Consider the following 17,762-nt stretch of genomic DNA (forward strand, 5'->3'; position numbering starts at 1 on the left):
TTTGACGGTCAGGCACCGCCAAGCGGGGCGAGTTACAGGTTTTTCTCGTCACCCGGGCGCATGCCCTTGAGCCAGTAGACCCAGGACAGGATCACGGCCACGGCGGTGTACAGCTCAGGCGGGATTTCCTTGTCCAGGTCAATGCGGCTGAGCAAGGCCAGCAGTTGTGGATCTTCGGCCACATACACGCCGTGGCGCTTGGCTTCGTCGATGATGCGCTGGGCCAGTTCGTCTTCGCCTTTGGCGCTGATGATGGGTGTTTTGCGTTTGCCGTATTCGAGGGCAATCGCCTCTCTCAAGGGGGGCTTCATGTCTGCACGTCCAGCAAGCTGCCGGTCTCGGACGGGTTCCAGGGCATGGGCTCGGAAGGTCCTGGGCCGTGGATGACTTGCAGCCGGGTCATGTTCAAGCCTGCACTGTCGAGCTCTTCGGCCAGGTTGGGTGTCAGGTCGCGGGCGCGGTGCACCACATCTTCGCGCAAGGCCCACATGACCATGTCGACTTCGGTTTCACCGCTGATGCGCGTTTGCAGCCACACCTCGCCCAGATCGCGGTTGCGCGTGTGCAGGTGAATCACCAGAGGGGCTTTTTCTTCTCCGCGCTTGCGACGACCCCGAACAAAGCGCATCTCGACGGGTTCGGCATCCGCAAAAGGCAGCATCATGGAAAACACCCACTCACGTCCCGTCAGGGTTTCGGCTGCGGTAAGTTGATGAGACTCGATGTCGTCAATCGCCTCTTGAATGCGACCGGTGGCTTCGTGGCTGGTGTTTTGCAGCAGGCGCAACAACTGACGCAGACCCGACTTCAGGTCGACCGGGCCACCACCTTGCCCATGAGCCAGCAAGGACTCGGTCATGAGGCCACTGCGCTGCATGAGTTGTTGGAGTTTTTCCGGGGTCAATTGGGCCATGCTGGGGCGCAGGCGTTGCCACTGTTGCAGCCCTGCCAACTCTGGGGCTGCTGGATTGAGGCTGCGCAACAGGCTGTCGAGTCCACCAGGCCGCAACAGCAGGGCCAGTGCGCCCATGTCGGGGGGTCTGAAACCCAGTTGCTGCATGCGGTTGGGCATTTGCGCCAGAGGTGCCGCAGCGGCCGTGGATGCCGCAGGTGTTGCCTGCAGGGGACGCAACCAAATCGAGCCATCGCTTTGCAGCTGGACCCGAAACAAGGCCGTGTCGCCCGAGGCCAGTCTCAGCCCTGCGGGCAGTTCTTTGGGCAAGTCGATGAAGCGCCCGGCTTGTGAGGGGTCTTGCAGGGTCAGCCGAAACCGGTCCTGCCGCGCCTCCACCGTTGCATGGATGACCTGACCATCGCGCAAGCCCAGTTCGGCCGCGGTGCGTTCGACCACCAGGGGCAATCGCCCCTCCAGGTAGATGGTGGGAATTTTGGGGGCGAGGTGGGCGGTTTCGGCCCCGGTGATCATGCTTGTGCCTGCGATGCGGTCAGGGGTAACGCACCCAGCGGCGCTGGTCGTTGGGATCGGCCGCAGCCTTGTGTCCCATCTGCCCTTCAGATTCGGTGAGCAAGGGTGCTGCACCGGGGTACTGGGTCATCATCATTTGGCGCAAAGCGGGCAGGCTGGGCACCTTCAAGGAAGCGCCAGACCGCATCTGGTGGGGTGAGCCTGAGGGAAAGACCTGCGGGTTCATGCTCACAAATGCCTTGCGCAAAAAGTCCGGGTGCAAAGGCACATCGGGCAAAGCCCGGCGGATCACCCGATCCAGCGTTTCGCCGCGTTTGACCGTGATCGTCCCGCCCACCATGGCCGAGGAAGCGATTGCAGTGGAGGTAGCCGAATCCCTGGTGTGCATGGCACCCTCTGCCGAATGGGCAGACGTGGGCGGCAGGCCGCCCATTTGCTGAAAAGCCGCTTGTGGGCCCAGCAGGACCTTGAGCGCCGAGGCTGCTGCGGTGTCAGCCGACCAGGCGGCGCAGCTCCAGCTGAGCACCACGCAGCTGCCGAGCAGTCCGTTGACCAAGTGACGTGGGGAGAAAGCGGCAAAATTCATGGGCGTATTGTGGTTCGAGTTAAACGGGCTCACAAGGGCAAGGCCATCCAGGCGCCCTGCGGGGCCAGGGCCGGTCCCGCCAGTTGTTGCAGCTCGGTGCGGTGCGGGCCCACCTTGACCACCTGGGCCAAAGCCAGGTGCTGTGCCAAGCCGGGCTCCAACATGCGGGCAGGCACATGGGCGGGGTCCATCAACAGCACACGGTCACCGGGGCGCAAGCCACTGTCAAAGCCTGCCTGCAATTCCAGCGAGGAAGCGCCTTGGCGTCGCACATGAAACTGCACCGGCTCGCATTCGGTCTGCTTGTCCAGTTGAGCCACCCATTGGCGAATGCGCTCTTGCAGCAAACCTTGCATCCGCTGGGCCCAGGCAGTGGGGTTGTGCGACAGGGCTATGGGGTCGACCGAGACGATCTGTTCGATTTGCCACTGAGGCACCAAACGCGATGTTGGGCTGAGCTTTTGGCCCAGGCGCACGCTCAGCGTCCAACGCCACGGCGGGGCGCTCTCGATCAGGTTCAGCCGCTGACCGACGCGCTCTGTCCAGGAACGCTCCACCGCTGGCGCGTGTGGCTGCAGCGAGATCTCGGCCATCCAGCCACTGCGTTCCTCGGTCTGTCCCGTCAGGGCACGCATATAGGCGTTGTCCGACTGCGGGGCAGCCTGCGCCACACTGTGTGTGCGCCAGCGCTGCGAGACCTGCATGTTCTGTCCCCAGGCTTGTTGCGCCAAGTCCAGCAGGGACTGGCTGGCAAACAGCTGAGGACCGTTAAAACCCTCGGGCATCACGACTTGCACGCCCAAAGGCAAACGCCAAGGCCGAGGTGGGGCCTTGCAACTTTGGTCGGCGCCCACCGGCTTCCAGCCCCAAGGCAGTACCTCGGCACTGACTTGGGTGACAGGCTCATCGCCTTGCACATAAGACAAGACCCGCACGCCGCGCACTTGCCCCTCGGAGTGGAAATGGGCGCTCTCATGCAAGGCCCCCTTGTCGTCCACCCAGGCCGAGCTGATCACCCTTGTGGGCCGGTCCACGGTGGCGTCCAAGATGGCTTGGCGGATGGCGGCCAGCTGTGCGTCGTATTCTTTTTGAGGGTTCTTTTGAGTGGCCTTGGCCGACTGGGCCTGAGCACTCAGCAGGGCCTGCACCGGTGCCGAAGCCAATGCCCTGGCCGCCAGATCAGCGGGGCGTGCGCTTTGCGCACCGGCTGTGCTGGCCAGTGCGGCGGTCAGAACAGCCGCGCTGATGCGGCGCCAGGCAAAGCCGAGCTGGGCAGGGCGGGAAATGTTCACTGCGGTCAACATGGCGTCATCCAATCCGAGAGGCGATCAGCGGCGGCGCGAAGCCATTTGACCTAGGTACAGGGCTCGCAGATCACGCACCACATGCTGGTCCAGCGACAGGGTGGTTTCGTAGGTGTCTTCACCCACCGGGGTGATGCTGACCATGGTGGCCCCGTAAATCACACCCTCGACCTTGGCGCGGAAGGTGTCGCTCATGACCGTCATGTCGGCCACCGTGGTGCTGGCGTCCAGCTGCTGGCCGTAAACCTGCTCGGTCAGAGAGCGATAGGCGTCAAGCTTGGATGCGCGGATGGCCAGCAAACGCTGCTGCGCCGGGTTTTTGTGGTTTTGTACACTGATCACCGCATAGCCTGTGGCCACCAGGGTTTCACGCTTTTCCACCAAGGGGCTGATCATGGAGGTGGGGGGTGTCGGCATCACCGTTTTGTCCTGACCCATGAGGTTCAAAGGCACGGATTGGCAGCCAGCCAAGGCCAAAGTGGTCAGCAGCGCTGCAGTCAGTGATCGGGTACGGGTCATTGTGCTTCTCCATGAACGTGCACCCACACCTGCCAAAGCGGCGCGTGGATGTGTTGCGACTTGATGCATACATCGGCAGCTACGCCCAAGTCTTGAGCTTTGGCACAGCTCAATGGCGTGTAAGGAAGTTCTTGTAGCCATTTTGAAAATAAAAATACTAGCAAATTTTTTAAAAATTGATAGGAAAAATTTACATTTAAAAAAATACTTGCTCAAATCGTATTTGATAATTTATAAACCAGCAATCGCATAAACCTATAAAATCATTCCCGTAATCAAAGCCTGCAGGGCAAGCTGCCCGTTCGGCATGTGCTCCAGCCACCTGGCCCCATCCAACACCAGAAAGACATGAAAGCCAGCGCCAAAACCCAAATCATTGGACAAAGTCGAGCGACGCATTTCTTGCGCGAGCTCATCCAAACTTTGGCGGCTTCATCCTCCACCGCGCTGGTCACCGGTGAAAGCGGGACCGGCAAAGAACTGGTGGCCCAGGCCCTGCATGCCCAAGGCCCCCGCGCCAGTGGCCCCTTTGTGCCCATCAACTGCGGTGCCATTCCCCGTGAGCTGATCGAAAGCGAGTTGTTTGGCCACCGCAAAGGCACCTTCACCGGTGCTGTGGCCGACCGCCTGGGGCGCTTCGAGCTTGCCCATGGCGGCACCCTGTTTCTGGACGAAATCGGCGATCTGCCCATGGACATGCAAGTCAAGTTGTTGCGGGTCCTGCAAGAGCGCTGCATCTTGCCCGTTGGCGCTGCGCGCGAGGTGCCTGTCGATGTGCGTGTGGTCGCAGCCACCCACAAAAACCTCGAAGCCGAAGTCGCGGCTGGGCGTTTTCGTGAGGACCTGTATTACCGCATCAATGTGTTGCCCATCAGCACAACCGCCTTGCGTGATCGGCCCGACGACATTGCCTCTTTGCTCCAGTTCTATGCTGACAAGCACACTTTGCCGGGCAACCGTGCCCTGAAATTCGCGCCCGACATGCTCCAGCTTCTGCAGGACTATGCCTGGCCTGGCAACGTGCGTGAACTGTCCAATCTGGTGGACCGTTTTTCGACTTTGTTCCCTTCTCAAACACTGCAGGTCCACACGGTGCCCGCGTGCATGATGCCCTCGGGTTTGGCCGCTTTACAGGCCATGCGTCTGAGCCAGATGCCGACCCCAGCCCCCCAGCAGACCTTTTTGAGCGCCGCCACAGCGCCACTTGAGGTGGGTGCCCTGGTTGAGCCCAGTTGGAACGCTTCGGCTCCCGCCCCTACCGACAGCCCTTGGGGTGAGAGCGATCCGCTGAGCCATTTGTTTGCCAACAGCGACCCAGCTTCTCCCTCCGTCAGTGCTTCCCGGCCCGCCTTCACCCCCATGCCCCTGTCCGCCTCCAACGACGAAATGAGTTCAGTGGAGGAGGTGATCTTGTTGGCCCAGGGCATCCAGACGCTGCCGCCCGATGGGATTTCGCTCAAACAGCACCTGATCGACATCGAGCGCAACCTGATTGAGCAAGCGCTCAGCCGCACACAAGGCAATGTGTCTCAAACTGCCAAGCTGCTTCAGCTGCAAAGAACCACGCTGATTGAAAAGATCAACAAATACGAACTGCGCGGCGCGGCCTGATGGCTCACCGAGTGGGGTGCAGTAGCCACCTTGCTGAGTGCCAACTCAGAAAGGTGGTTTGTCTACTTTGGCGCAAGTGCCCTTGATCAACTTCACGTTGCGGCCGTCTTTCAAGGACAGGGACTGCACAAAACTGCCTGTTTTGCGGTCAATCACAAACTCCTCGCCCGTGATCATCACGCCAAAGCGCTGGAACATGGCAGGGCGATAAACTTTCAGACGTGTGCCCATCAATTGGAGCGTGCCCGCTCTGCTTTCCGAGATGGAAATCACGCCCTGATACCAGCCCGATTTTTTCTCGAAATCAATTTGAGCCATGGTGATGCGGGAAGGCTCGTTTTCCTTGATGCCCAAGGCCAGTTGACCGTCCAGGTCCAACTCCAGTTCACAAATCAGATCCATCACGCCCTGGTTGTTTCCGGGTAAGTTGTTTTTCTCGTTGGCGATTTCGGCCGGCACCGACGTGTCACTGGCCATCAACAGTGTCAGCCCCCAGATGCCCGACATGACCAACAGGCCGATGGCGATACCGATCGATAGGTGTTTCAACATGGATGACTCTCTTGCCTGAGGGTGGTGACGACGTCGTTGGCTTTGATGATACGCCCGTGACCACCCTCATGTATTTATTGGTTAAGCACGGTGACGCTGACGCGGCGGTTGCGCGGATCAGCAGGGTTGTTGGGCACAAACGGGGCCGTGTCGGCAACACCCTCGATTTTGGCGAATCGGTTGGAGGCCAGTCCCGCACCTTGCATCAGCTGACGGGTCGCGTCAGCGCGTTCGGTCGACAGCGTCCAGTTGTTGCGCATGCTGTCGGGCGCGAAACCCATGCTGTCGGTGTGACCACGAATGGCCAGTTTGTTAGGCAGGGGTTTGAGCGATTTGGCAACTTCCGTCATCAGCGCTGCGGCATTGCCACCCATATTGGATGTGCCTGAGCTGAACATGGCGAAATCGGCCTTGTCGATCACCTCGATGCGCAAACCCTCTTTTTCCCGGGTGATGCTCACCTGGTCCTTGATTTTTTCGAACTGCTTGCTTTCAGACAATTTTTGTTTGATGTCTTTTTCCAGCTTCTCGAAGTTTTCCTTGTCCTGTTTTTGTTCAGGTGTCCCTGTGCCGCTTTCCTTGCCGGGATCCTGTTCGGAGGGGCCATCCTTGTTGTTTTCCTCTTTGGAGGAGCCAAAGCTTTCAGCAGGCCCCCCTTGTGCTTGAGGGGTCATGCGTTCAAGGAGTGCGTTTTGCTTGGCCGTGAAAGGAAACCCATCTGGATCAATGATGGATTGGCCGCCAAACATGCCGTTGGACCCGGCCAATTCGCCAAACGCAATCTGGCTGTGAGAGGCCGGGCGGAAATAATCGGCCACGCTTTTGCGCTTGTCTTCGGTGCTGGCGCCCAGCAACCACATCAACAAGAAGAAGGCCATCATGGCCGTCATCATGTCGGCCAGCGCAATCTTCCAGGCGCCACCGTGGGCACCGGCATGGCCATCTTCGACAATGATCTTGCGAATGATGGGGCGCATCGCCTCCGCGGCTGCTGCGGCGGCGGCTGCCTCGGCGGCGGCTGCCGCTTCGTCGGTCGCCGCGGGCGCGGCTTTGTCTGTCTCGGCCATCAAGAGCCTCGCATGCCGTCAAAGACTTCAGAGAAACTCGGTTGACTGTGGTGCGCAATACAGGCTCTGGCCGACTCAATGACGAGGGGCTGAGGATGGCCTTTGAGGTTACACACAATCATTTCGCGGATCACATCGAAGGCCTGTGCGTCTTCGTTGATGATTTGGGTCAGACGTCCGGCAAAGGGCTCGAACATGCCGTAAGCCAAAAACACGCCCATCAAGGTGCCCACGAGCGCCGCACCAATCAGACCCCCCAGAACGGGCGGCGGCTGGTCGATTGCGCCCATGGTTTTGACCACACCCAACACGCAAGCCACGATACCCAGGGCCGGCAATCCGCCTGCAATACCGGCAAGCGCTGCAGGGGCCAACAAGGCTTCATGGTGGTGAACTTTGATGGCTTTTTTCATCAAGTCGTCCAGAGCGTCCGCATCCAGATTGCCTTGAGAGATGACCATGAGGCGCAAGGGGTCGCAGATCATTTGAACGATGGAATGGTCTTTGGCCAGTTTCGGAAACTCTCCAAAAATGGGGCTGGAGTCGGGGTTCTCGACATGCGATTCGAGGGCCACGACGCCTTCTTTTTTCATGACGGTTTGGAGCTTGCCAATCAAGAGCATGAGGGCCAGGTAATCTGCCTGATGCCACTTGGGTCCCTTGATACATTGGCCGATACCGCCCATGGCGGCCTTGAACACAGGAAAGCTGTTGGCAATCAAAGAGGCGCCAATGGCCGAGCCCCCGATGATGATGAACTCAAAAGGTGCGGCCTTGATGATGGGCGCCATTTTTCCGCCAGCCAGGATGTATCCGCCAAACACAGCACCGAAAACAACCGCTAAACCGATAAAGAAAAACATGGTGGCCCTTTAAATCAAACAATGCACCAAAAACCGATGCACCAACCCAACGTCCATTGGAAAAGAAAATCCAGCAAGTTGCCCAGCAAGATGACCGGCAAGCCCAGGTACACAGCCCCCCAAAACCATCCCGCCCCGGTCAGGCGGGCCTTGGGAATGTCGTGACCCAAGATGGTTTGAGCTGACCGGTGGGGCAAGTTTCTTTTGCCTTGATCGCTGTTGTTCATCGACATCAGTGGGCCAATCTTGAGTGGATTTGCAGATATTGCTTATTATGACAATATGAACGTTGTTTGGAATCCCGTCGACCCTGGCCTTTGGCCCTCTTTTCACGCCAGCGGCCGGGGCGCCATGCAACAGGCTTGGGCTTATGGTGAGGCTTTGAAGGCCATGGATGTGGTCATTCACCGTGCCATGGTCTGGGAAGGAGAGCGCTTGGTGGCGGTGGCCCAGTTCATGTGTCGGCGTGTGTTGGGCTATTTGTCGGTGGCCTCGTGCACCCGAGGTCCCGTGTGGGCGTCCGATGTGGGGACCGATGAACGCCAACAGGTGTACGTTCTGTTGCGCCGGTCTTTGCCGATTGCACGCTTGAAGGTGGTGCTGTTTTCCCCGGACCTGGCCTTGGATGAGGCGCAGGAACTCAAAGGGCTCGTGCGGGTGATGAGCGGTTACTCCACCGTGTTGTTGGACCTGACAAAACCATTGCCAACGCTCAAGGCCGCATTGGATGGCAAATGGCGAAACCGATTGGTCAAGGTCTTGGGCCACGAGAAGATCCGTTTTCATGTTCAGCCGAGTCGCAAAAAATGTGACTGGTTGCTGGGCAAAGAGGTCGATCAGCGCGAAGCCAAGAAGTTCCATGGTTTGCCGGTTGAATTTGTCAGCCACTACATCCATGCCACGGCTGATCCTGCCCAGGCCTTTGCCGTGGCGTATGCCGAGCTTGGTAAAAACACCATCGCAGCCATGTTGTTTCTGGTGCATGGGCGTGTCGCCAGTTACCATATGGGTTGGGCCGACGCCGAAGGTCGCCAGCTCAATGCGCACAATGCCCTGTTGTGGCAAGCCATGGCGTATTTCCAGGACCATCAGATCGAGGTGCTGGACTTGGGCGGTGTGAACACACACGACTTGCCGGGTATTTCGCGATTCAAGCTGGGCACCGGAGGCGAGGTTCTCACTCTGGCTGGAACTTATTTTTGAGACGCAACATGACACTGTCAGGTTTTTCTGTGCGCACCGTCATCACCAAGGGTGCGCTGTGTCTGGTGTGGGCCGCAGGCATGTTGCCCGCACTGGCCCATGCTTGGACCCGAATGGGCGAAACGCCAGAGGTCACTTTGTATGTGGACCGACAGTCCATCGAGAAAGAAGACAACATCCGCCGTGTCTGGGAGCTGCAGGACTTGAAGGTGGCCGATGCCGACGGCGTGATGTCGCGGCGTTACCTCAATGAGTACGACTGCCAATACAAAATGCACCGCTTGAGCAAAGTGACCAGCCATGCCGGACCCAAGTTGACCGGGAAAAAGCTTTTCACCGTCAATGAAACGGGCTACTGGCGAAAAATTCCACCTAACGGGATTTTTGTGCTGACCTACGTGGCGGTTTGTATCCAGTGACGCGGCAACATGGCCGCCATGATCCGCCCCGTATGGGGCGATTCAGAGGGTTGATTTCTGGATGGATCATCAGCCCTCCAAGGGCCGAGCTCAGGGCTTTGCTGCAGGGGCTGGAGCAGGGGTGATCGCATTGCCTTGACTTGTGCTGGCATTGCCTTCGGCTGGTTTGGGCGGCGCAACGCGCGGAAACTGAACGGCGCGCTCACGGTTGGTGCTGGCGTTGTTCTTTTGCAAGGTTTCCAGGTAACGCTCTTTTTGCAGGGTGACCAGGGCCTCCACATCGCGCTTGAGACCGTCCACATTGCCCACGGACGATTTGAGGGACTTCACCTCGTTGCCCAAGGACTGGACCGCATTGGCTTGGCTTTGCAATTTGGCGTTGATGCCCTGAACCTGTTTCATCACCGAGTCACTGCTGGCCGCCACCTGTTTGGCCGTTTCGCCAGGCACTTTTTGCACCAGGCTTTCGGATTGTTTGAGTGAAGCCTCGATGCGGCCCTCAATCTCTCCTTGGGACTTGGTCAGTGCCATTTGCTGAGCAGCCAATTCCTTGACTGTTTGGTTGACGCCTTCGAGCGACTCCATGCCGACATTGAGTTCCACCACACGCTTGCCAACGGCCAACATCATGGTGTCCAGTTGGTTGATCCGGCTGACCAGACGCACGCCCATGATCAAAAAGAAAATCAGGCACAGGATCATCACACTGCCGGAAATGATCAGCAGCAAACGGGCTTTTTTGTGGCCATCTTCGGTGAGTTCCTTGAACTCGGTGGTGGTCTTGCGCAAGTGGCTGCTGGCGGAAGCGGCAGATTCTGCAGACTTGGTGGCCAAGTCGGCGGAGTCGAGCACGATCTGGGCCAAAGACTGGTATTGCTGGTAAGCACGCTGGTCCACTGACATGCCCGTATGGGCCGGTGTGGAAGGGGCACTGTTGGGCGCAGTTGCCTTGGCAGTCTGTTCGGCAGCAGGTGCTTCAAGCGTTGGGGCCGTTGAATCGTCCGGGTCAACAGCGGTGTTTTCCACCGGAGCATCAGGGGTAAAGGTGTTCTCGCTCATGGTTTTCTTCCTCGGGCTTGAAAGGGTGACTGCAATCTTTGAAGTTGTTCTTCCAGCAGTGCGTTACGGGCTTTGAGTTGGCTCATGCGGGTTTTGATGGGGCTGTCTTTTTCCCAAATGGCCGCCTCATCGATGGGCATGGGCAAAACACGGGGAGCCGTGACAGGTGCGATGGACGCCACCCCTTGTGCGGGTGCGATGGTGTCTGGTGTTTTCGGCTTGGCTCGGGCTTTGGCCCTTGCTCTGGCTGGGGCTGGGGCTGGGGCTGGGGCTTTGGCTTTCGCTCGGGGCTTGACCGCCACTTTGGCAGGCGCTGGCTTGTCTTGGGTCGTTTTGACTTTGGGGCTGACCGATTTTTGGGCAACTGGAGGCGGCGGCACCTCGACAGGCACCGGCACAGAAGCCGCTTCTTTTTTCACTTTGCGGGCGGCCACCTTCGAGCCCTCGGGCATCTGGACGGCATGCGGCGCTTCGTTTCGCAAAATCGTGCCTTTTTTCATCGCGGTGTGTCCTGGTTAGAGGTGGGCGCCTTGAGTTGATCCAGCAAATTGCGGGTCGAGCGCACCCAAGTGCCTTGAGGCAGTCCTGGGCGTTTGGCGGCATCGTAGGCTTGGGTGACCGGGCTGTAAGGGCCCGAGACGATCACGAAATGCGCCAGTTTTTCGCCGGGCCGGTAAGCGGCCACAATTCGGCTGTTTTTGAGCTCCGGAAACTTGCGCAGAATGTCCAAGCCCTTTTCGTACGTGGTGGAGGTGCCGTACTGGATCAGGAAACTGTTGGGGTCCATGGCCCGAACCCAGGCTTGTGCTTGCATGGCCGCATCGGGTGCTTCAATGCTGGGCTCTGTCCGTGTTTGAGCCTGCGGTGCAGGTGGCGCCGCTGGGGACAGGGCGTCGGCCTTGGGCGCATTGTTTTCAGGGGCTGTAGGCGCAGATGCTGCGGGACTGGGCAATGCCACAGGGGGAAGAGGCAAAGCCTGGGCTTTGGGCGGAGGGGGGGGCTTTTGGAGCGACATCAGACCAAAAGCCTCTGGCTGCAACCACAGCATGAACAAGGTGGAGGCGATCAAGGCCGCCACGATGGCCAGGGACAGTTTGGCATGTTGGCGGACCCAGTTGGGTGATTTGCCCAAGGATTGCAAGCGGGTGCGCAGGTTTTTCAGGCTGTTTGCACCGTGCTGTTGAAAGGTGTGAAGTCGCTGGACCGCTGTCGAAGGAGCAGGGGCTTTTGGGGCGAGGGGCGTGTTGGCGGCGGCTGCGGCGTTTGGGCTCACAGCTGATGCCGAGAAAGCCGCGGCGGCCAGTGGTTTGCGCTGGATGCGTTGCAAAAGCTGATGCACCGCTGTGAAGTGACCGCTGTGTTGGGCCTGCTCCAAGGCGGCCTGGGCTTGTTCGTCGGTGGGAGCTTCAATGTCCCAGCGCAAAATTTTCCGACCAAATGCGGGCAAAGGAATTTTGGACGCTTCATGACCGGACATCAACAAAATGGCGCGGATATTGGCACCAGGAAAATTCTGAATCAGCCGCGCCAGCAACTGGATTTCTGACTCAGGCAGTTTCTGTGCGTCGTGAACAACCCAGATCTGTGTGTGTTCGGCAGCAGCAGGGACTTTGGTGGCTTGCTGAACAGATTGCTTGGCCAAGACTTCGTTGAACCTGCCCAACAAGGAGTCGGTGTTGGCCGGGAAATACACCTCAATGCTGTGCTCGGGCGCTTGCTGTCTCAGACGCTGAAGCAACAAGCCGGTGTAATGGTCCAGCAAAGCTTCGAAGGGGCAGAACAGGGCCAAGTTCAGGCCTTCGCGTGCGATCGCGTTCGCGCAACCTTCGATGCGCATGCGGTCTGCTGCGCGAAAAACAAAATCGCTCACGGCGGGTTGACCTGTTGGAATGGGGATGTTCATGCGGCTGCGCCCTCTTCTTTAAGCCGCGAGCCATCGGGGTTGAAAAGCATGGTTTTGGGGACCTTGACTCGGGGCTTGGCTTGGGCCGGTTGCATCGGGGATGCGGCTTCAAGACTGAAAACATAAGCGATGACTTGCGCCACGGCGTGGTACAGGTCTTCGGGCACTTGTTGCTCCACTTCGGTGGTGAAGTAAATCGCACGGGCCAGAGGCGGGGCTTCAAACAAGTGCACGCCATGCGCTTTGGCTTCTTCCCGGATGAGCTTGGCCATGTGGTCGCTGCCTTTGGCGACCATGATGGGTGCGCCGTCACCGGTGGGGTCGTATTCCAGCGCCACGGCGAAATGCTCGGGGTTGGTGATCACCACGTCGGCATCTTTGACCCGTTGCATCATCCGAGAGTTGGCCATTTCGCGTTGGCGTCTGCGGATTTGCGCCTTGACGTCGGGGCTACCTTCCATTTGTTTGTATTCGTCCTTGACCTCTTGTTTGGTCATGCGCATCTTTTTGGTGAAGGCGTACTTTTGGTAGGGGACATCGATCATCGCGATCACGGCCAGACTCAGAGCCACCCACAGGGCCGACTGCAAGATCATGCTGCCAGCAGCACTGAGCGCAGGCTCGAGTCCCATTTGCCCGATTTTGACCAGCGAGTCCATGTTGTTCATCAGCGACCACCACAGGACGGTGGCGACCAGTGCGAATTTGAGCAAGGCCTTGCCCAGTTCGATCAAGGCATTGACACCAAAGATGCGCTGCAGACCACTGACCAGGCTGAGCTTGGAGGCTTTGGGGCTGACAGCTTGGAGGGAAAACAGGTAGCCGCCAGTTGCCCCTGAAGCAATGATGGCGGCGACAAAGGTGAAGGCAATGATGGGCATCACCACCACCATTGCAGAGATCAGCTGATCGGCAAACTGGCTGGGCAGCAACAAAGGTTTTTCGATGGTGGCCCGGTCAAAAACAAAACCTTTGGAAAAAATAACAGACAGACGCTGCACCAACCAGCCACCGCTCATCATCAAGATGACAAAAGCCCCAATGACCATGACTGCGGCGGGCAGCTCGATGGAGCGGGCCACTTGACCGTCTTCACGCGCTTTGCCAAGCTTCCTGGCCGTCGGCTCTTCGGTTTTGTCCTGATCGCTGCCCTCAGACATTTGGGACCCCCATCACATCACGTACCACTGTAAAGCCTTGTACCCAAAGCCACTCGATGCGGCTGCCAATGCTTTCCATGGAAATGATCAAAATCAGAAATCCGGCAATGATCATGGCGGGAAAACCTACCGCGAAAATGTTCAAGCTGGGCGCAGCCCGTGTCACCACACCCAGACCCACGTTGATGAACAGCAGCGAGACCATCACGGGCAATGCCATCAAAACCGCCCCGAGGAAAACCATGGAGCTCCATTGCAAAACCCGTCCATAGACATTTTGGTTGAGGATGGAGGTGCCAATGGGCAGGCTGTTGAAAGACTCTGCAATCAAGCCCAGCATGATGGCGTGGCCACCAAAGCCCACAAAAATCAGGGTCGACATGACGATCATGAGTTGCGAGATGACGGGCACGTTGCCCATGTTCGGGTCAATCATGTTGGCCATGGACAAACCCATGGCCGCTGAAATGCTCTGTCCACCCACGACCATGGCGGCGACGACGATCTGCAAAATCAGGCCCATGACCGCGCCGATCATGATTTGGTTGAACACTTCGACCAGTCCTTGAGCGCTGGATGGATCGAGCACGGGCCAGGTGTGCAGGGGGTAAACCAGCCAGGTCAGAACCAAGGCCATGAGGATTCGCAGGCGCAGATTGAAGGCGCTCAAAGAAAAAATGGGCGCAGCGATCATCAGCGCCGAAATGCGCAGCATCGGCCATAAAAAGGTGTAAAACCTTTCAACGATGTCGGCGGCCAGCAGGTTCATGATGAGGCGTTGGTCCGCTCAAGTGAACAAAGTGGGAATGCGCTGAAAAATGCTGCGCGTGAAATCCACCAGCGTCACCAGTTGCCAGCTCCCGAAAGTCAGCAACGCCAATCCCATGACCAGAAGTTTGGGGATGAAACTGAGCGTCGATTCGTTGATGGAGGTGGCGGCCTGGATGATGCCGATGATCAAGCCCACCGCCAGTGCGACCACCAGCAAGGGGGCGCAAACCAGCATAGAGATCCACAAGGCTTGTCTTCCCAGATCGATGACCATGGCGGTGTCCATTGTTCTCTCCTTCAGGGCATGGCAAAGCTGCCGGCCAAAGAGCCCATGATCAAGCTCCAGCCATCAACCAGTACAAAAAGCATCAACTTGAACGGCATGGAAATCATCATGGGCGAGAGCATCATCATGCCCATGGACATGAGCACGCTGGCCACGATCAAATCGATCACCACAAAGGGGATGTAGATCAAGAAACCGATGGTGAAGGCGCTTTTGAGCTCGGATGTCAAAAAGGCTGGCACCAAGGTCATGAAGGGGACATCCTGTGCGCTGGTGATGCCTTTGTTGCGGGCGATCTCCATGAACATGGCGATGTCGTCTTCTCGGGTTTGCAGCAACATGAAGGCGCGGATGGGCTTCTCGGCCGCTGCCAAAGCTTTGTCAAAAGACAGGCCCTGGTTCATATAGGGCAGCAGTGCGGTTTGGTACACCTCGTTGAGCACCGGCGTCATGACAAAGAGTGTCAAAAACAGCGACAGTCCAACGATCACCATGTTCGGAGGGGTCTGCCCAGTACCCAGAGCTTGGCGCAAGATGGACATGACGATCACGATGCGCACAAAGGCCGTCATCATGAGGAGCAGAGAGGGCAAGACCGACAGCGTGGTCATCAAGGCCAACAACTGCAGCGTCAGGCTGTATTGGGTGCCTTTGCCCGTGTTGGTGGCGGTGACGGCGGGCATGTCTGGCGCGGCTTGCGCCAGCACCGGCAACAAGCCCAGCAACAAGGTCAGGATCAACCCGATAGGGATGCGTTTCATGGTGTGGTGTTTTTCGCTGGTGATTCGTCACTCGACCCATTGACGGGCTCCAGTGGCAAGGCGGTCATGTTTTGTGCGGTGATGCCAACCAGGACTTCCCGGCCATCCACCTGGATCAGGACGATTTTTTGCCGTGGACCGACCGACAGTGTTTCCACCAGTTGCATGCGCTGGAATGATTTGCGCAGCACCGCACCGTTTTGCAACTTGCGCAGTGTCCACAGCAGCGCCAACAACAAACCGATCACCAAGCCAAAGCTCAGCAGGTATTGCAACCAATCCGCGAGGGTCCAAGCTGAGCTCATGGGCGTCGGGGGGTCAGAGGTTTTCCAACCGCTCGGAGGCGGGCACCACGCGGGTCAATCGAATGCCATACCGATCGTTGACCAGCACCACTTCCCCTTGGGCCACCACGGTGTTGTTCACCAGCAGGTTCAAGGGTTCGCCGGCAATGCGGTCAAGCTCCACCACGCTGCCTTGGGTCAGGCGCATCAGGTCGCGAATTTTGATCACGGCCCGGCCCACTTCGATGGAGAGGGTGACCGGGATGTTTTGCAGCACATCGGCGTGGATCTGTCCTTTGTCGCCCATTTCCGGCGTGAACTCGGTGTCGTTGGTGATGTCGTTCATGGGTGCTCCTCAATGCGGTTCATTCTTGGACAGTGGGGCTGATGGCGTGGGTGATCTTGACCGCCACTTGGCTCCCCATTGCGCCCACTTCGACCTCGTAGACGGGCATGTCCTGGATCATGGCCCTGGCCGAGTCTGCTTTTTTGAAGGGCAGAACATCACCGGGCTGCATGGTTTGTAGTTGATGCAGGGACAAGCTGAGCTTGCCCAGCAAGATCTGAATTTCGAGTTCTGCGTCGCGCACCGCATCGGCCAGCTGGCTCCGCCAGACTTTGTCCGACTCTTCATTGCCATCACCTGTCTGTACGCGGCTTCGCAGTACATCACGCACGGGTTTGAGTGCCACGTAGGGGATGACCATGTCAATGAAGCCTTGACCTTGGCTGTTGGCGTCGGACTCGAAGCGGCTGAGAACAACCAGGTCGTTCTCGTCGGCAATCTGGGCAAATTGGGGGTTGATCTCTGAGCTCACATGCTCGAATTCGATCGGCGTGACCGGTGCCCAGGCTTCCTTGAAGGAGCGAAAGAACACTTGCAGGATGATTTTGATGATCCGCGCTTCGGTGGGCGTGAACAGCCGACCGGGCGGGAGTTGCCCCACACCACGACCAAACCCACCAAAAAAACTGTCCAAAGAGCTGAATACAACGGTCGGGTCAATCACCACCATGGCATAACCCCGCAGAGGGGCCATGCGGATGATGTTGACGGACAAAGGGGCCTTGAGTTCCTTGATGTAGTCGCCAAAACGCACAATTTGCGCCCGTGTCGGGTTGACCCGGGGGCTCGTGCGCAGCACCTCCAACATGCCCAAGCGGAACATGCGGATGAAGCGCTCGTTGATCATGTCCAGCGAGGCGACGTTCACCCCCAGGCTGCTGTCCTCTGCGGCCAGATCGTGTTTGCGAACTTGGACGTCTAGGTTGTAGCCCGTGTCGACTTCCATGCTTCCATCGTTGAAGCTGGCCGACAGGGCGGCCAGTTCCTCTGGAGACAGCAGGTTTTGAGAATCAGACATGTTCAGTGATATCGGTCAGACGTTCAAGGCTTACTGAACCACGAAACTGGTGAAAAAAACCTCTTCAATGCCGCCGAAGTCCTCGTACTTTTGAAGCACAGCATTCATCTCTTCGCGAATTTTGGCGGCCAACTCTTTGCGGAACTCAGGTTTGGCCAAGTCGGCTTCGGTCATTTGGCGCATGGCATCCAGGGCCACTGAGCGCAGCGCGAACTCATGCTTTTTGGCATTTTTGAACACACGCTCGTCGTAATGGGTCATGATGGCCAGGTTCAGCTGGATCACTTTGCGGGTGTTGGTCAAGTTGGAGACCAGGGGCTTTTCCAACTCCATGTAGCTGTTTTCAAAGCGCTCCAGTTCGGGGCTTTCCTTGGCTTTCTTTTGTGGCGCGGATGCCTCGTTGGCCGCGCCCTTGCCTTCGGCAGCACCTTTTTCAAGGTCTTTGAGCGCCTGTTCGGCTGCACTGGTGTCTTTCTTGTCGAAAAAGCCCGTGACGAACATCGTGCCAACGGCAGTGCCGACCAGCAACAGCAAGGCCACCACTGCGATCACGATGATCTTGATCAGGGGTGATTTCTTTTTGCCTTCAACTTCAATTTCTTCGTCTGCCATGGTGATTCCTTG

The 17,762-nt window shown here is 58.1% G+C and carries 23 protein-coding genes; 3 read left to right on the forward strand and 20 right to left on the reverse strand.

Annotated elements, in window-relative coordinates; all coding sequences use genetic code 11:
• Positions 1 to 32 precede the first annotated feature (32 nt).
• The 5 genes from L63ED372_RS04930 to L63ED372_RS04950 are packed head-to-tail and all read right to left on the reverse strand — an operon-like array spanning position 33 to position 3,835.
• Positions 33 to 311 (reverse strand): EscU/YscU/HrcU family type III secretion system export apparatus switch protein, encoded by a 279-nt coding sequence (locus tag L63ED372_RS04930; RefSeq protein ID WP_062403977.1) that lies wholly within the window; start codon positions 309 to 311, stop codon positions 33 to 35.
• On the reverse strand, positions 308 to 1,426 hold the full coding sequence (locus L63ED372_RS04935; RefSeq protein ID WP_062403979.1) for a hypothetical protein: 1,119 nt from the start codon (positions 1,424 to 1,426) through the stop codon (positions 308 to 310). The genes L63ED372_RS04930 and L63ED372_RS04935 overlap by 4 nt, the downstream gene beginning before the upstream one ends.
• A 19-nt stretch (positions 1,427 to 1,445) precedes the next feature.
• Positions 1,446 to 2,012 (reverse strand): hypothetical protein, encoded by a 567-nt coding sequence (locus L63ED372_RS04940; protein WP_062403981.1) that lies wholly within the window; start codon positions 2,010 to 2,012, stop codon positions 1,446 to 1,448.
• A gap of 29 nt (positions 2,013 to 2,041) precedes the next feature.
• On the reverse strand, positions 2,042 to 3,316 hold the full coding sequence (locus tag L63ED372_RS04945; RefSeq protein WP_062403984.1) for a hypothetical protein: 1,275 nt from the start codon (positions 3,314 to 3,316) through the stop codon (positions 2,042 to 2,044).
• A gap of 24 nt (positions 3,317 to 3,340) precedes the next feature.
• The gene (locus tag L63ED372_RS04950; protein WP_062403986.1) at positions 3,341 to 3,835 is read right to left on the reverse strand and encodes an LPP20 family lipoprotein; all 495 of its coding nucleotides are present in this window, start codon (positions 3,833 to 3,835) and stop codon (positions 3,341 to 3,343) included.
• 348 nt (positions 3,836 to 4,183) lie between these two features.
• Here L63ED372_RS04950 and L63ED372_RS04955 point away from each other — a divergent pair, with 348 nt between their 5' ends.
• Entirely contained in the window at positions 4,184 to 5,446 is a 1,263-nt protein-coding gene (locus L63ED372_RS04955; RefSeq protein ID WP_062407653.1) for a sigma-54 interaction domain-containing protein, read from the forward strand.
• Positions 5,447 to 5,491: 45 nt separating this feature from the next.
• On the opposite strand, the gene L63ED372_RS04960 is transcribed toward L63ED372_RS04955, so the two are convergent.
• The 4 genes from L63ED372_RS04960 to L63ED372_RS04975 form a co-directional block, all read right to left on the reverse strand.
• On the reverse strand, positions 5,492 to 5,998 hold the full coding sequence (locus L63ED372_RS04960; protein WP_062403988.1) for a hypothetical protein: 507 nt from the start codon (positions 5,996 to 5,998) through the stop codon (positions 5,492 to 5,494).
• A 74-nt stretch (positions 5,999 to 6,072) separates the two neighbouring features.
• Positions 6,073 to 7,065 (reverse strand): flagellar motor protein MotB, encoded by a 993-nt coding sequence (locus tag L63ED372_RS04965; protein WP_062403990.1) that lies wholly within the window; start codon positions 7,063 to 7,065, stop codon positions 6,073 to 6,075.
• Positions 7,065 to 7,928 carry a flagellar motor stator protein MotA gene (gene motA, locus L63ED372_RS04970; RefSeq protein WP_062403992.1) on the reverse strand — a complete coding sequence of 288 codons (864 nt, stop codon included), beginning with the start codon at positions 7,926 to 7,928 and terminating at the stop codon, positions 7,065 to 7,067. The genes L63ED372_RS04965 and motA overlap by 1 nt, the downstream gene beginning before the upstream one ends.
• A 14-nt stretch (positions 7,929 to 7,942) precedes the next feature.
• The gene (locus L63ED372_RS04975) at positions 7,943 to 8,125 is read right to left on the reverse strand and encodes a hypothetical protein (protein ID WP_231624564.1); all 183 of its coding nucleotides are present in this window, start codon (positions 8,123 to 8,125) and stop codon (positions 7,943 to 7,945) included.
• An 85-nt stretch (positions 8,126 to 8,210) separates the two neighbouring features.
• Here L63ED372_RS04975 and L63ED372_RS04980 point away from each other — a divergent pair, with 85 nt between their 5' ends.
• Both L63ED372_RS04980 and L63ED372_RS04985 read left to right on the forward strand, forming a co-directional pair.
• Complete coding sequence (locus L63ED372_RS04980) at positions 8,211 to 9,131, forward strand: GNAT family N-acetyltransferase (protein WP_062403996.1); 921 nt, start codon at positions 8,211 to 8,213, stop codon at positions 9,129 to 9,131.
• A gap of 8 nt (positions 9,132 to 9,139) precedes the next feature.
• Complete coding sequence (locus tag L63ED372_RS04985; RefSeq protein WP_062403998.1) at positions 9,140 to 9,550, forward strand: surface-adhesin E family protein; 411 nt, start codon at positions 9,140 to 9,142, stop codon at positions 9,548 to 9,550.
• Positions 9,551 to 9,640: 90 nt separating this feature from the next.
• Here the strand turns inward: L63ED372_RS04985 and L63ED372_RS04990 are convergent, their stop codons facing one another.
• From L63ED372_RS04990 to L63ED372_RS05040, 11 genes are read right to left on the reverse strand one after another with little or no spacing between them, the layout of a single operon-like run.
• Positions 9,641 to 10,609: a hypothetical protein gene (locus L63ED372_RS04990; RefSeq protein ID WP_062404000.1), complete on the reverse strand. Its 969-nt coding sequence runs from the start codon at positions 10,607 to 10,609 to the stop codon at positions 9,641 to 9,643.
• A complete protein-coding gene (locus L63ED372_RS04995) occupies positions 10,606 to 11,109 on the reverse strand; it encodes a hypothetical protein (protein ID WP_062404002.1) in 504 nt (167 codons plus the stop codon). Before L63ED372_RS04995 ends, L63ED372_RS04990 begins: the two co-directional genes overlap by 4 nt.
• Positions 11,106 to 12,512, reverse strand: a complete 1,407-nt coding sequence (locus L63ED372_RS05000) for a hypothetical protein (protein WP_062404004.1) — start codon at positions 12,510 to 12,512, stop codon at positions 11,106 to 11,108. Before L63ED372_RS05000 ends, L63ED372_RS04995 begins: the two co-directional genes overlap by 4 nt.
• A complete protein-coding gene (gene flhB / locus L63ED372_RS05005) occupies positions 12,509 to 13,672 on the reverse strand; it encodes a flagellar biosynthesis protein FlhB (RefSeq protein WP_062404006.1) in 1,164 nt (387 codons plus the stop codon). The genes L63ED372_RS05000 and flhB overlap by 4 nt, the downstream gene beginning before the upstream one ends.
• Positions 13,665 to 14,441 carry a flagellar biosynthetic protein FliR gene (gene fliR, locus L63ED372_RS05010; protein ID WP_062404008.1) on the reverse strand — a complete coding sequence of 259 codons (777 nt, stop codon included), beginning with the start codon at positions 14,439 to 14,441 and terminating at the stop codon, positions 13,665 to 13,667. Before fliR ends, flhB begins: the two co-directional genes overlap by 8 nt.
• An 18-nt stretch (positions 14,442 to 14,459) precedes the next feature.
• A complete protein-coding gene (fliQ, locus tag L63ED372_RS05015; RefSeq protein WP_062404011.1) occupies positions 14,460 to 14,729 on the reverse strand; it encodes a flagellar biosynthesis protein FliQ in 270 nt (89 codons plus the stop codon).
• A gap of 11 nt (positions 14,730 to 14,740) precedes the next feature.
• Positions 14,741 to 15,490 carry a flagellar type III secretion system pore protein FliP gene (gene fliP / locus L63ED372_RS05020; protein ID WP_062404013.1) on the reverse strand — a complete coding sequence of 250 codons (750 nt, stop codon included), beginning with the start codon at positions 15,488 to 15,490 and terminating at the stop codon, positions 14,741 to 14,743.
• A complete protein-coding gene (fliO, locus tag L63ED372_RS05025) occupies positions 15,487 to 15,795 on the reverse strand; it encodes a flagellar biosynthetic protein FliO (protein WP_062404015.1) in 309 nt (102 codons plus the stop codon). Before fliO ends, fliP begins: the two co-directional genes overlap by 4 nt.
• 13 nt (positions 15,796 to 15,808) lie before the next feature.
• Complete coding sequence (fliN, locus tag L63ED372_RS05030) at positions 15,809 to 16,120, reverse strand: flagellar motor switch protein FliN (RefSeq protein WP_062404017.1); 312 nt, start codon at positions 16,118 to 16,120, stop codon at positions 15,809 to 15,811.
• Between the two features lie 19 nt (positions 16,121 to 16,139).
• Positions 16,140 to 17,138: a flagellar motor switch protein FliM gene (gene fliM, locus L63ED372_RS05035; protein ID WP_231624565.1), complete on the reverse strand. Its 999-nt coding sequence runs from the start codon at positions 17,136 to 17,138 to the stop codon at positions 16,140 to 16,142.
• A 30-nt stretch (positions 17,139 to 17,168) separates the two neighbouring features.
• The gene (locus L63ED372_RS05040) at positions 17,169 to 17,750 is read right to left on the reverse strand and encodes a flagellar basal body-associated FliL family protein (RefSeq protein ID WP_062404021.1); all 582 of its coding nucleotides are present in this window, start codon (positions 17,748 to 17,750) and stop codon (positions 17,169 to 17,171) included.
• Between the last annotated feature and the right edge of the window lie 12 nt (positions 17,751 to 17,762).

It is taken from the genome of Limnohabitans sp. 63ED37-2 (genome assembly GCF_001412535.1).
In the GTDB taxonomy this organism is placed as follows: domain Bacteria; phylum Pseudomonadota; class Gammaproteobacteria; order Burkholderiales; family Burkholderiaceae_C; genus Limnohabitans_A.

Coding starts and splice junctions, on each gene's coding strand:
- fliP (WP_062404013.1), bottom strand. CDS start 15,490: ATGAAACGCATCCCTATCGGGTTGATCCTGACCTTGTTGCTGGGCTTG.
- L63ED372_RS04935 (WP_062403979.1), bottom strand. CDS start 1,426: ATGATCACCGGGGCCGAAACCGCCCACCTCGCCCCCAAAATTCCCACC.
- L63ED372_RS04940 (WP_062403981.1), bottom strand. CDS start 2,012: ATGAATTTTGCCGCTTTCTCCCCACGTCACTTGGTCAACGGACTGCTC.
- flhB (WP_062404006.1), bottom strand. CDS start 13,672: ATGTCTGAGGGCAGCGATCAGGACAAAACCGAAGAGCCGACGGCCAGG.
- fliO (WP_062404015.1), bottom strand. CDS start 15,795: ATGAGCTCAGCTTGGACCCTCGCGGATTGGTTGCAATACCTGCTGAGC.
- L63ED372_RS04955 (WP_062407653.1), top strand. CDS start 4,184: ATGAAAGCCAGCGCCAAAACCCAAATCATTGGACAAAGTCGAGCGACG.
- L63ED372_RS05000 (WP_062404004.1), bottom strand. CDS start 12,512: ATGAACATCCCCATTCCAACAGGTCAACCCGCCGTGAGCGATTTTGTT.
- fliN (WP_062404017.1), bottom strand. CDS start 16,120: ATGAACGACATCACCAACGACACCGAGTTCACGCCGGAAATGGGCGAC.
- L63ED372_RS04965 (WP_062403990.1), bottom strand. CDS start 7,065: ATGGCCGAGACAGACAAAGCCGCGCCCGCGGCGACCGACGAAGCGGCA.
- L63ED372_RS04995 (WP_062404002.1), bottom strand. CDS start 11,109: ATGAAAAAAGGCACGATTTTGCGAAACGAAGCGCCGCATGCCGTCCAG.
- motA (WP_062403992.1), bottom strand. CDS start 7,928: ATGTTTTTCTTTATCGGTTTAGCGGTTGTTTTCGGTGCTGTGTTTGGC.
- L63ED372_RS04950 (WP_062403986.1), bottom strand. CDS start 3,835: ATGACCCGTACCCGATCACTGACTGCAGCGCTGCTGACCACTTTGGCC.
- fliR (WP_062404008.1), bottom strand. CDS start 14,441: ATGAACCTGCTGGCCGCCGACATCGTTGAAAGGTTTTACACCTTTTTA.
- L63ED372_RS04945 (WP_062403984.1), bottom strand. CDS start 3,316: ATGTTGACCGCAGTGAACATTTCCCGCCCTGCCCAGCTCGGCTTTGCC.
- L63ED372_RS04985 (WP_062403998.1), top strand. CDS start 9,140: ATGACACTGTCAGGTTTTTCTGTGCGCACCGTCATCACCAAGGGTGCG.
- L63ED372_RS04930 (WP_062403977.1), bottom strand. CDS start 311: ATGAAGCCCCCCTTGAGAGAGGCGATTGCCCTCGAATACGGCAAACGC.
- L63ED372_RS04960 (WP_062403988.1), bottom strand. CDS start 5,998: ATGTTGAAACACCTATCGATCGGTATCGCCATCGGCCTGTTGGTCATG.
- fliQ (WP_062404011.1), bottom strand. CDS start 14,729: ATGGACACCGCCATGGTCATCGATCTGGGAAGACAAGCCTTGTGGATC.
- L63ED372_RS04980 (WP_062403996.1), top strand. CDS start 8,211: ATGAACGTTGTTTGGAATCCCGTCGACCCTGGCCTTTGGCCCTCTTTT.
- fliM (WP_231624565.1), bottom strand. CDS start 17,138: ATGTCTGATTCTCAAAACCTGCTGTCTCCAGAGGAACTGGCCGCCCTG.
- L63ED372_RS05040 (WP_062404021.1), bottom strand. CDS start 17,750: ATGGCAGACGAAGAAATTGAAGTTGAAGGCAAAAAGAAATCACCCCTG.
- L63ED372_RS04990 (WP_062404000.1), bottom strand. CDS start 10,609: ATGAGCGAGAACACCTTTACCCCTGATGCTCCGGTGGAAAACACCGCT.